9 protein-coding genes are annotated in these 12,010 nt (G+C 41.0%); 6 read left to right on the top strand and 3 right to left on the bottom strand.

Features of this window, described 5'->3' with window-relative positions; translation table 11 throughout:
- Window positions 1-85 precede the first annotated feature (85 nt).
- The gene (locus NFR99_RS13100; RefSeq protein WP_251353861.1) at window positions 86-1,384 is read left to right on the top strand and encodes a hypothetical protein; all 1,299 of its coding nucleotides are present in this window, start codon (window positions 86-88) and stop codon (window positions 1,382-1,384) included.
- Window positions 1,385-1,552: 168 nt separating this feature from the next.
- A complete protein-coding gene (locus tag NFR99_RS13095; protein ID WP_251353860.1) occupies window positions 1,553-3,868 on the top strand; it encodes a leucine-rich repeat protein in 2,316 nt (771 codons plus the stop codon).
- A gap of 166 nt (window positions 3,869-4,034) precedes the next feature.
- Here the strand turns inward: NFR99_RS13095 and NFR99_RS13090 are convergent, their stop codons facing one another.
- A complete protein-coding gene (locus NFR99_RS13090) occupies window positions 4,035-4,415 on the bottom strand; it encodes a helix-turn-helix domain-containing protein (RefSeq protein WP_251353859.1) in 381 nt (126 codons plus the stop codon).
- Window positions 4,416-4,501: 86 nt separating this feature from the next.
- On the bottom strand, window positions 4,502-4,876 hold the full coding sequence (locus tag NFR99_RS13085) for a helix-turn-helix domain-containing protein (RefSeq protein WP_251353858.1): 375 nt from the start codon (window positions 4,874-4,876) through the stop codon (window positions 4,502-4,504).
- Window positions 4,877-5,250: 374 nt separating this feature from the next.
- On the opposite strand from NFR99_RS13085, the gene NFR99_RS13080 reads away from it, so the two are divergent.
- The 4 genes from NFR99_RS13080 to NFR99_RS13065 all read left to right on the top strand — a co-directional run bounded on the left by NFR99_RS13080 (window position 5,251) and on the right by NFR99_RS13065 (window position 11,500).
- Window positions 5,251-6,147 carry a helix-turn-helix transcriptional regulator gene (locus tag NFR99_RS13080; RefSeq protein WP_416388343.1) on the top strand — a complete coding sequence of 299 codons (897 nt, stop codon included), beginning with the start codon at window positions 5,251-5,253 and terminating at the stop codon, window positions 6,145-6,147.
- An 85-nt stretch (window positions 6,148-6,232) separates the two neighbouring features.
- On the top strand, window positions 6,233-7,213 hold the full coding sequence (locus NFR99_RS13075) for an exonuclease/endonuclease/phosphatase family protein (protein WP_251353856.1): 981 nt from the start codon (window positions 6,233-6,235) through the stop codon (window positions 7,211-7,213).
- Between the two features lie 27 nt (window positions 7,214-7,240).
- Window positions 7,241-9,754 carry a hypothetical protein gene (locus NFR99_RS13070; protein ID WP_251353855.1) on the top strand — a complete coding sequence of 838 codons (2,514 nt, stop codon included), beginning with the start codon at window positions 7,241-7,243 and terminating at the stop codon, window positions 9,752-9,754.
- Window positions 9,755-10,072: 318 nt separating this feature from the next.
- Window positions 10,073-11,500 (top strand): CDC27 family protein, encoded by a 1,428-nt coding sequence (locus tag NFR99_RS13065; RefSeq protein WP_251353854.1) that lies wholly within the window; start codon window positions 10,073-10,075, stop codon window positions 11,498-11,500.
- A gap of 65 nt (window positions 11,501-11,565) precedes the next feature.
- Here NFR99_RS13065 and NFR99_RS13060 read toward each other — a convergent pair whose 3' ends face one another.
- Entirely contained in the window at window positions 11,566-11,748 is a 183-nt protein-coding gene (locus NFR99_RS13060; protein WP_251353853.1) for a helix-turn-helix domain-containing protein, read from the bottom strand.
- Between the last annotated feature and the right edge of the window lie 262 nt (window positions 11,749-12,010).

Genomic DNA, 12,010 nt, shown 5'->3' with positions numbered 1-12,010 from the left:
CTGGCTCATTCATCTGAGATATGTAACTAAAAAATCCTTGAAAAATAAGGAAAAAAGACTTGACTAAATAGGGAGGATATCAGAAATGAAACGTGTAAAGAGTGGCAGAAGATCCCGCATGTTTATGGGAAGGCTGCTTGCAGGCATGACAGCGGCGGCGTTGTTTGTTTCATCTTTTGCTGTGCAGGGGAATGCGGGAAGGGTGTATGCAAAGGAATCGGAAACAGACGGTGCAGTATTCAAGGAACCAGAAGTCAGGAGCGTCAATCTCAATATTGACGGGAAGATTGCCGGGCTTGAAAATCCGACTGTGCCGGAAAGCACAGAAGCGGAATGGTCTAACGGGACAGGCACATATATTTATTATGCGGGCATAGGGAGGAGTAGGCTGCTTGATGCAGATACAACGGATTTCAGCAGGGATGGGGAACACAGCATATTTGCGGTAAGTGACGGCCAGGTGAGCTGCGATATCTATTGGTGGGATAAAAAAGCGGACAACGGACAGAAATCTGTGAATGACTGGAAATACAGCGACATGTACCTGTATCTCACAGGTGAAACGGGAATAGAAAGCCCGCATACTTATTATCCGGATAATATTGCCGGGCGGCTGTTCAGCAAGGCGCAGATGGCGGCGCTTATCAGCAATTATAATGACAGCCATGAAGACTGGGAGGAAATATCCGGGGAACTGGGATATGCGGGGCTGGACGGCGAGAAACTGTTCCTGCTGGACGCGAGGGAAATTGAGCATGAAGGATATGGGTTCAGCCATACGCACGAAGGCTCTAAAAGCCAGTTTTTCCGCAATGGCGGGGCGTTCCTTCGTTCCCCTTCGCTTGCTGATGACATGAAAACAGGGATTATGCGGGCTAATCCGTCAGACAATTTGAAAAGTGATGTGACAACCTGGGATGTGAGAGACAATGCAGGAGTGGTTTACCCGGCATACAATATCAGGCTTTCTTCCGTTTTCTATACGGCTTACCGGGAAGAAGACCAGTTTTTGGGCGCAAACTTAGATCCGGATGAAAGCTACCGCATGACAAAAGAAAAAGGCGGGAGCAATGCGTGGACAGTCGCTGTATTTGACGGCAATGACGGCTTCCGGGCACGGCGGATAGACGATGATGGCATCCTGCAGCCGGGCGGCGGCATACATTTCAGCGTTGATTCCATGGGACAGCCCGGCGAGGATGTGGAATACGACCGGATTTCAGCTATGCTGGTCGATGAAAGCGGAACAGTTATTGCATATGGGAAGATATATGATCTGCCTGGTAACGGTGACATCCATATGATAAAAATTCCGGAAGGGGTGGAAGACGGCAAATACACGGTTAAAATATTTGCGGAAGATATGCTGTACGAACCGGAATAGCATGGATATTTTTATACCCCGGCCGGTTCTGTTGCAAGCAATCCGGTTGAAATTGAAATCGAGCTAGACAAAAGGCCAGAACCATCGCTCCAGTTCCATACCTATACCCCGTCCGTTACCTATTCAGGGAACAGGCTTTCCGTTCCGGGCAAAAATGAAATGGGCATTATGGGAGCAGGATATGAAGATGTGGAATTTCGCTGGTATAAGGACAGCGTATCGGAAGAAAACAGACTGGAAGAAGCGCCAAAGGACGCAGGAACCTATTATCTGGAGGCTTCCATACCTGAAACGGAAACGCTGCGGGGTGCCAACGCCGTCAATGGACCGACGGCAATAACCCCGAAAACGGTAACGCCATATATTGAGGGAAGCATATCGAAAATATACGATGGTTCTGACAGCATAGACGGGGCAGAGGACACACTTTCCATTCGTTTGGATGGAATTATAGAAGATGAAAATGTTTCAGCTAGCGGCAAAATCAGATATGCGGATTCAGAAATCGGCACGAATAAATCCATTATTGCAGAAGATATAGTGATTGTTGGAGAGGGCAAGGACAATTATATACTTTCTTCAACGATGGCTACTGCAGATATAGGAACCATAGGGAAGAAAGAATATCCTCTTAATATCCCCCAGAGCCGGATTGATGCGGCCAATACTATAAAGAGGGTATCCGGCAGTTTGATTCTCCCGGATGGCTGGGAATGGCAAAATGAGGATGGAAATAAAGAAATTCCTGCCGGAAAATGCGTTGTGGCAACGGCGGAATATACGGGGGATGATAAGGAAATATACGAGACAACCTCGGTTGCGGTTACCATTACAAGGGAAGCATGTACAGAGGATACGACAGTCCGTTTTGATGGGAATGGGGATTATGAGCCGACCTGTACAGAACAGGGGAAGGGACATTCCATCTGTTCTGTCTGCGGTGATATAGTAAGAGATTCGATAACAGTTGATGCGAAAGGACATGACTGGGATGCGGATTTTACCATAGACAAAGCAGCAGACTGTAAGAAAACAGGGAGCAAGTCAATTCACTGTAAAAACTGCGACAGCAAAAAAGATGTCACGGAGATTGAAATTACGGCACATAGCTGGAATGAGGGCGAGGTTGTCCAGGAGGCGACATGCCGGAAAGAGGGAGAAAAAGTCTTTTCCTGCAGTAATTGTGGAGATACAAGAACAGAAACACTTGCGAAAGTAGTTCATATACCAGGCGCTCCGGTAAAAGAAAACTCTGTAGATGCGGGATGTACGGAATCCGGTTCTTATGACGAGGCGGTATATTGCATATCCTGCAGTCAGGAAATCAGCTGCAAAAAGATTGAAGTTTCCGCATCAGGACACAATCTTTCAAAAGTGGATGAAAAAGCTGCCACTGCGTCAGAGACAGGATACCGGGAACATTGGGCCTGCAGCAGATGTGGGGGACTATTTTCAGATAAAGACGCTTTGAATGAAACCACTGTTTCCGATGTCACGATACCGAAAGTGGACGGGCAGGAAACAGGCAATCGTGGGGAGAATGATAATAGCAACCCATCAGCATCAAAGCCGGATGATAACACCGAAAATCCTGCAAAACAGCCTTCAGATAGAAATGGGGAAACAGAAAAGCCTTCGGATGGCAAGGATACGCCTGGTTCGAGTCAGCCGGGTGATAATAAAAAACCTTCACAGGACACAGCGGGAGATCATGTAACTCCTTTGCCGAATCCGTCAGATAATGGCGGCGTCACGCCGACACCTTCACCGTCACAGGATAACGGGGATGTTGATAAGGATAAGACGGACGCAGATGGAACGGACATAGAGAAAGATAAAACGGATAACGAGCATGGGAATACGGGTACTGAAGATGGAAACAGCCAGGAAAGTAAACCGCAGCCCAAAGCTGGAGAACAGTTCAAAGATATGAACGCAAACGCTGTCTATGCCGTGTTAAGCGTTTCCGGCAGAACGGCAGCTTATGTGAAGCCTCTGGATAAAAAACAAAAGACTGTTACAATTCCTGCAACTGTCAGCATAAACGGCGTGAAATATAAAATCACTGCCATTGCAGACAGGGCTTTTAAGGGGAATAAGAGTGTTACTAAGGTGAAGATAGGGAACAGCATAACAAAGATCGGAAAGAATGCGTTTTATGGCTGCAGAAACCTGAAAACCGTAACAGTCGGGAAGAATGTCGTGGAGATAGGCGCAAAAGCTTTTTATAAATGTACATCCCTTACGAAAGTGACGATTCCGGCAAAGGTCAGGAAAATTGGGAAATCAGCATTTTACGGATGCCGGGAATTGAAGTTGGTAAATGTCAAAACGAAAAAGCTGACGAATAAAAGAGTCGGCGCGAAGGCATTCCAGAATATCCATACAAAAGCAAGAATCAAAGTTCCGGCTGCAAAAAAGGAAGCCTATAAAAAGCTGTTCCGGGCAAAGGGAGTGACGGGGAAAAAACAGGTGATAAAATAATCCGTGGAAATGAAACCGGATATAGGTTAAATTGAATATAAGGTAAAAAGGAAACACCATTGGAAGCGATAACTGCCGCCAATGGTGTTTTTCATAGTGGGGTTAAAATCCCACTCCGGGTTCCGCCGGCACTCCGGAATGGGATTTTTTCTTCTGTGTTTATGTGCTACTCGTTGTCAGAATTCAGGGAAAATGCCCTGAGAATGAGGTTAAGCTGCTGCTTCACAATCACCCTCTCCGATTCTGAAAGCCTGCTGATCCGTTCGTCAATGGAAAGCGGCAAAGAGCCTCCGCCTGTCCACCCGAACAGCAGGTAATCTGCCGATACGGACAGGACAGAGCAAAGGCTCCTGAAAGTGGAAAGCGACATCCCGCATTTCCCGCGTTCCATATCCGATACAAACTGCGGCCCCCTGCCGATGGCCTCCGCCAGCTTCTCCTGGGTGTATCCTGCCGCTTCCCTTGCCTTGCGGCAGCGTTCCCCAATCTGCACGTTCTCTTCCTTTACCGGGCGTCTCCACCCGGCTTTCTTTCTATGGTTAGCCATACGCTATATTTCCTCCTTGTCGTTTTTATGCCTGCAGGTGAAATATAGTGTACCGGGGGCGGACGGCAGCGGTATGGAAGGATTTTTTATTTCGGCAGATGAAAAGATTTCATCATCAGGTTTGTGACTTCCTCCACCAGTTCCCGTTCCTGCGGGGAAAGCCGTTTCATCCTTGTGTAGATGGATAACGGGCTTTCCGTTCCATCGGGTTCCTCCATCCCCAGAAGCAGGAAATCAGCGGAAATGTTCAGTACGCCGCACAGCTTCACGATTGTATTTACGGACATCCCGGTGACGCCGCGTTCGGCGTCTGAGAGGAACTGCGTGGAAACGCCGATCTGGTCTGCAAGCTGTTCCTGCGTATATCCCGCGGTTTCCCTTGCTTTCCTGCACCGCTCGCCGATCTGTTTATTCAGTTCTTTCGGCTGCCGCCGTCTTTTCACTTCTTCTTTTTTATCCATAAAACAGTACCACCTTTGTATTTGCTGTCTATGCACTTATTTTAATTAAAAGTTGCGCACTTATTAAGCGTGTGTTATCATTAAATGGAGAAAGTGCAATGTACTTAGTTAAGGATATGGAAAGTTTTTTTGAATTATCCATGGGAAGCCCCTGGTTCCTGATTCGCCCAAAATCGGAACAGGGGTTTTCAGATTGCGCATATCGCACGATTCTTGTATAATAAATAAAAGCGGCGTTTTTATAAGATAGACAGATAATGTCGCTGCGCTTATGTATAATAAATACCAGGATGGATGCAGGGAAGGAGGGACCCGGCGTGGCGAACGAGAGCAAGGGCAAGATCAGCAGGGTGCTTGACATATACACGAAGCTTATGAATGGAAGCCTTGTCCGGAAAGAGGAAGAAGCGGCTAAGTATAACGTGAACGAACGGAGCATACAGAGGGATATAGAAGACATCCGGCTTTTTCTGGAAAACAGCGCTGCTGCTTCCGGATATGCCGATTCGCTTGTTTACGACTGGAAAAGAAAAGGATATTGTTTAGAGCAGATTCATAAGTCGAAACTGTCCGATAGTGAGGTTTTGGCGGTATGTAAAATCCTCCTTGACAGCAGGGCTTTTACCCAAAAAGAAATGACAGCAATTCTCCATAAAATCATTTCCTGCTGCGTGCTGGAAGATCATCAGAAGGGAATCAGGGATTTGATTGCAAATGAGGAATTTCATTATGTTGAGCCGAGACATAAAACGGTATTTATTGATACCATGTGGAAAATCGGACAGGCAATCAGGCATAGCCAGTACATAGAAATGGAGTATGTCAGGAGCAAGGACAAAAGCAGGGTAAAAAGGAAAGTCCAGCCCGTGGCGATCATGTTTTCAGAGTATTATTTTTACATGGCTGCTTTTATAGAGGATGAGGCGGTAAGGAAGGATTTTGATGTGATAAACGATTCTTTCCCGACGATCTACCGGATTGACAGAATAAAGAAGCTGAGGGTGCTGGATGAACGGTTTCATATTCCTTATGCAGACCGCTTTGAGGAAGGGGAGTTCCGGAAACGGATTCAGTTCATGCTCGGCGGGAAGCTGCAGAAAGTGAAATTTGTCTATTCCGGGATTGATATTGATGCCATATTGGACAGGCTTCCGACTGCAAAGATACTTTCGGAGGAAGATGGGAAGTATGTGGTGGAAGCCGAAGTGTTTGGCAAGGGGATTGATATGTGGCTGCGGAGCCAGGGGGAAGATATAGCGATGTTGCAATAATTTGATTTTTATACTGAGAAGGTAAATATACGAAAAGTATTTTGTGGGGACGTTTTGCATTTTTGAACGAAAGAGGTGATTGGTTATGGGATACAAAATAGGTTCTTTTAATTTGTATAAATTTAGCTTTCAGTCAGACGATGACATCAGGAAGAATTTGGAAAAAATTTCTCAGATAATACGAGATGCAGAATTAGATGTTGTCGCAATCCAAGAGATTTTCAATAAGAAGGCTTTGGATCGACTTGTATCTGAACTGGGTGCTAATGGTTGGGAGGGAAGATGGGATTCTCCAAATTCAAGATCAGTTAGTGCAGCAGAGGGATATGCATTTATTTGGAATAATGCTCGATTAGGTCTTGTGAAGAATAGATATGGGAAAATATTTGAACCAAGAATACTGAACCAATATAAGGTTGACAAGTCATTTGGCCAAAGGTATTTAATACGAAATCCGTATTATGCCCGATTGACACCGAGTGAACGACTGGGAGGAACCTTTGCGGAGATACGTTTAATCAATGCACATATCATGTTTTCTAAAAATCGGACGGAAAATGAAAGTAATAATCATGATTTTAGTGATTTAGGAGCAATAAGTATGCGACGTAACGAATTTGATATTTTATCAAAGACGGTTTATCCCAAATATAGTGATAAAACATATGATTTGATAAATGGGGAACGTGATGCATATTGTATGCCAACATATACTATTATGCTGGGAGATTATAATTTAAATTTGAAGAGTAGTGCGGCTCAAGGCAGTTTCCTTAGACCTGATGAAGAAATAATTGAATTGGCAGATGAGGGCAAAAGAATTGTTACGGTTCAAAGTGATTTGACTACATTAAAATCCAAAAAGGAAGGTGTGTCATATAGCCAGGCAGATGGCTATGCTAATAATTATGATCATTTCACTTATGATGAAAAAAGATTTGAAGGAATAAAACTGGATGTTAAAAGAATTGAGGCAGTAAAAAATTATTATGGGGATGATTTTGATTTATATAGAAAAGAAGTTTCTGATCATCTTCCGATAGTTCTGGATCTCGAATTTAGATAGGCAATATAAGATATTTTGGAGGCACATATGTTTGGAAAAAGAAGAGAAGAAATGAAATTATTAAAGCAATCATTTGAGAGCTTGGAAAAATCTCAAAAAAATACAGAATTGATGGTGGCGGCAGTAAGAGAAATTGTGAGCCAACAAGAGCAGCAACCCATTCAGGAAATAGAACACAGTGATTTAGAGTATTCAGATGAGGAAAAAATTAAGGCTGCATACGCGCTCAATTTATGTACGGTTTCGGTCTCACAAATCATTGACTATGCAGATGTCAATATATTAGAACAGGAATATGAAACTATTTTAAACAATCTAAACTTGGAAAGCATCCCTAAAGACGAAGCGCTGCTGAATATATTGAAGCAGCTTCTGGACACTATAACTTTTTTTAGAATACAGGAGGGGGATAAGGCGCGTATTGAAAAAGAATATCAACAAAAAATGAAAAATGCAATATGGTCTGCAGTTCCAAATTTTGGTTTGATTGTGGCAGGAGGAAATCCATTTACAATAGCCGCTTCGATTGCTTCTCAGGTTGGCATTGGATATATGAATTATCGTAAAGCAAAAGCAGATAATTTATTGGAGAAAGAAGAAAAAGAATGGCAATTACAGCGTTCTGCGATTGAGCAATTTAATGGGTTGCGGCGAGAATTGTTTGATGCATCTTGGAGACTGGCAGATAGATATAATTTTCCAGATGAATACAGATTGACAGAAAAGCAGATTACACAATATAACAAAATACTTATGGATACGGATGATGTTAGAAAATATGAACGATTGGAGGCAATCCAGAAATATTTTGTAGCATATCCTCCCTTTTGGTATTATTTTGGGCATGCTGCAAATTTGATTGCACAAAACGCATTGGATGATGAACAGCACATATATGAATACTATAAAGAAAAAGCGATTAGTCATTTTGAGACATATATGAAGTTGAATAAATATGCGTTGTTAAGAGAAGATCAAATCGTATCTTCATGTGCCTTGGAATATATCGATTTATTAGATGAGGTAGAGAATAAAGAAAAAATAAGAGAACTTATTGGATGTGCGGAGAAGGCTTCCGGCAGGGAATGTGATGTGTTGCAGCTTTGCACTATAGCATATCTCAAAATAGGCGAAATAAGTTCAGCAGCGGGACTATTAAAGTATCTGGTAAATGAAGGTTATAATGAGATTACAAATGCACAAATCTTAAGTAGGATTTATGTTGATGGTTATTTGTCAAATTCAAACAGGGGATATTCTGTTGAATATAAAATGCTGACGAAAAAAGTGAACGAGATATTTCTTTTTCCATTTCCAGAGGAGACGAAGGATATACAAAAGTTGGAACAAAATTTTGTTGAGAAACAGCAGAGACTTCTGTTAGAAACATATGCATATGTTTTGCAGAAATTTATTGAAAAATACACGATAGAATTTAATAGGTGCATTCCTGTTCCGGAGGAGGAGAAACGGTATCCAAATAAGTTTTTTTCAGATTTTCAGGACACCCGAGATGAACGTTATAATCAATATATGACATTGTTCTCAAATAAGAATAAAGCAGATATGTTTGTTATGCGTTTGGCTAACTCCAATTTTGCTGCATCCTATTTGGAAATATTAAATGATATGCTAAATGAAATTTCAAGATTGATTCCGAGTAATGAAGGTAATATGCAGGAATTGGCAGGATCTGTAGAGAAGAAAGTTGTGGATAAGAAAAATGAGCTAAATATTTTGCAGGAAAAAATGAATGATAATTTCTCAGCAAAAGAATTTGACAGATTATATGAAATCAAATTTAAATATTTTACAGAAGACCTCTTCCAGGATCTTCAAAGAATCATTATAGAGCATGTAGGAAAAATGCATTTAATGGCAGATTTTTCAAAAGAGACCACTATGTTACAAGAATTTTGCTCAAGGCATGGAATACCAGAAAGTAGGACGCTCGGCAGAATTTTTGAAGAAGAATATGGTAAATTTGGAGATAATATCAGATATCTTTCCAGTGATTTATTGGGAGGCAAGGCATTTGAATTAAAAGAAATATCAGATTGCGTGCGAATGATGGCAAAGGCGATAAAAGAAGAGTTGGGTGATGCTGTTACAAAAGATAAGGCAACCATTATTATAAGAAATTATGACGAAAAAAAATACTTGAAAGGATATTTGACAAAGAGAAAGTATGTTAAAGAAATTTCAAATAAAATTGTAGCAGTTATTAGGGATGATACGTTTGGGCTCGGACGGTTTGATTTGATATTTACGGTAGATGGAGTTATTGTTGATAAAACATTAACAAAATTTGATGAAAATCCTGATATTATTCAATATAAAGAGATTCAGTATATAGATGGTGAGCTGTACATAAAAAAAGACTTATATAAGAATACAGGAGTAAATGCAGGAGAATTATACAATCTCATTCAAAGGCTTTCTGAGATTGCAGCAGAAAAACACGGAAAATCCATAAGAAATGATAATCAATATTTGGAGTCAAAAGATATGATATATAAGTTAGAATCGACAGATAAATAACATGAAATAGAGTGTTGCAAATGCTTAAAATATGTGCTTAGTATTATAAGTTTGGAGAGGATTTGCTGTCAGAGTAATAAGTTGTTGTGTCCGGATAAGATATATCAGGGGTTGGCGAGATAAGGAAATATAAACAGCTTTTATGATGAAAGGATAATTTTACAGGAAAAATTTAAAGGGAAAAAAGCAGATTCTTGGAGTATGATTGCTAAATTGTAAGAGGTACAGACGGTAGTTGTATGAAATGCATAGTTAAATTTCATGGCTACATATTATTCCTTTAAATAAACCGCAAGGAAGAAAACGGAGGTAAAGGATATGAGAAAAAAGAAAATTATTTTAGCGGTCATTTTATGCGTAGCTGCTTTGGCTATAGCAGGATGTGTGGGAGAGGAAAAAACGTCAAACCAAACGGATGCGCAGCGGGAAGGTGTACAGCAGGAAGACATACAGAAACAGGCAGAGGAGTTTTTTGCCAATGGAGATTATGAGAAAGCGAGGGAACTGTACAAGGATGCAGGAAATCAGGAAATGGTATCAGAGTGTACCTATCTGATTGCAAAGAATTGTTTGGAGCAGAAGGACTATGCATCAGCAATAAAAGAATTTGAAACCATACCAGATTATAAAAATGCTACTGAGTATCTTGACAAGTGCCAGATGGAACTCAAATACGAAAAGTTTGATTATGATGGATTCCAGAAGCTGATGGACGAGAGCCTGCCATCCATGACACATGAGGAAATTCGCGAATACATGGAAGAGTCTATTGCGCCAATGTATCTTACATGGTATGACAGTGACGATAAAAGTATGGAGATTAGCAAGTATGCCATAGATGGAAAAACATATTGCATATTATCATATGATAATAGTGACGGATACATTGGCTTTGATGTATTTTATTCAGAGGATGAAAAAGCAAAGCATCACCTGATACTTAATACAGACTGTGAATATGCAGATGTTACAGATGATCCGACAATAGGACTGACAGTGGATGATAAGCTATACAGAAGCTTTACCAACAAGAAAGCGGAAGAATATGCTGCGTTAAGGGAGGATGCGGAATCTGCAGATGGATATTACGCCACAACAGAGTATTATCTTCCGGGATATGCCTATAGTAATTCTCTTGGTGTGTATGTGTACTATGCCTATGTCGCTTATGATGAGGAGCAAAATACAAATGTGGTAAAAGTTGAATGCACAATAGGAAATACCGGGAACAGTAATATTCAATTTGTAGCAAGTAATTATTTTTCCTTAAATTCTCATGGAGTTATAACAAGTGCCAGGTCAACACAGTATGATTATACGACATTGGTACCTGGAGGAGAATTTACTACGGAACTTGTATTTAACTGTCCAAGTGCAACAAGACTTTTTGATACATTTGAAATGACGATGACAATGGAAAATACTCAAATTTCTTTGGGACCCGCACCACTGACCGAAGAAGAACATTTAGATTTTCCGGGAGTTTATATGGATTCATCACCGTCATATGATTATGTATGCATTATTACCGATGCTGGAGATGGCACATATGAAGCGATAACAATTAGTGATTTTTTGGGAGTATCTTCATATCAAGGAATTACATTGACAGAAAACAATGAATTTGAAATGGGTGCAGGGGAGTTTCGTTGGGAACCTAATAATAATGCAATAACCTCATATGATTATGATGAGGAAATCTGGGAAGATAGTTATTACAAGCAAAATCCAATCAAACCAAATTAAATAATAGTGGTAAAGAGTGAAAAGAACCCTACGAATCTCCAATATGGATTCGTAGAGTTCTTTTTTTAATTTGTCACTTTTTTTGCGTAATCAGACAGCGCTTTCCTGCTGATCCGCCATATCTTGCCGCCTACCCTGACGGCAGGAATTTCGCCGCTGTTTAAGAGCGAATACATGAGGGTTTTCCCTATGCCGAGGGCATCCATTGCTTCTTTTGCTGTCATAAAATCGGAATATTCCTTAAACATATGATCTTTCCCCTTTCTTCCCGTTATGGGACTTTGCTTGATTTATTGTGTTGTTTGCGGCTTATAAAAAAACATATTATTTTACTGTAAGGCATCCATACTGCGCAGATGGCGGAGTATAGGTGCTTTTTTCCATGTTGGATGCAGGGAAAATGATTCCCGGAAAAATCACATTTTCATAAAAAAGGAGCTTCCTGTATAATTCAAATATAGGAAATTCCAAGAAAGAAGGTTGAGAAAAAAATACCTCAGAGTAAAATAA

The sequence above is a fragment of the Hominisplanchenecus murintestinalis genome (assembly GCF_943193015.1).
Classification (GTDB): Bacteria; Bacillota; Clostridia; order Lachnospirales; family Lachnospiraceae; genus Hominisplanchenecus_A; species Hominisplanchenecus_A murintestinalis.
The sequence above is the reverse complement of the archived record's forward strand: the minus strand, read 5'-3'. Positions and strand labels throughout refer to the sequence as shown.

Excerpts from the sequence above, each read along its gene's own strand:
- NFR99_RS13060 (WP_251353853.1), bottom strand. The coding sequence starts at position 11,748 with ATGTTTAAGGAATATTCCGATTTTATGACAGCAAAAGAAGCAATGGAT.
- NFR99_RS13075 (WP_251353856.1), top strand. The coding sequence starts at position 6,233 with ATGGGATACAAAATAGGTTCTTTTAATTTGTATAAATTTAGCTTTCAG.
- NFR99_RS13100 (WP_251353861.1), top strand. The coding sequence starts at position 86 with ATGAAACGTGTAAAGAGTGGCAGAAGATCCCGCATGTTTATGGGAAGG.
- NFR99_RS13095 (WP_251353860.1), top strand. The coding sequence starts at position 1,553 with ATGGGAGCAGGATATGAAGATGTGGAATTTCGCTGGTATAAGGACAGC.
- NFR99_RS13085 (WP_251353858.1), bottom strand. The coding sequence starts at position 4,876 with ATGGATAAAAAAGAAGAAGTGAAAAGACGGCGGCAGCCGAAAGAACTG.
- NFR99_RS13090 (WP_251353859.1), bottom strand. The coding sequence starts at position 4,415 with ATGGCTAACCATAGAAAGAAAGCCGGGTGGAGACGCCCGGTAAAGGAA.
- NFR99_RS13065 (WP_251353854.1), top strand. The coding sequence starts at position 10,073 with ATGAGAAAAAAGAAAATTATTTTAGCGGTCATTTTATGCGTAGCTGCT.
- NFR99_RS13070 (WP_251353855.1), top strand. The coding sequence starts at position 7,241 with ATGTTTGGAAAAAGAAGAGAAGAAATGAAATTATTAAAGCAATCATTT.
- NFR99_RS13080 (WP_416388343.1), top strand. The coding sequence starts at position 5,251 with ATGAATGGAAGCCTTGTCCGGAAAGAGGAAGAAGCGGCTAAGTATAAC.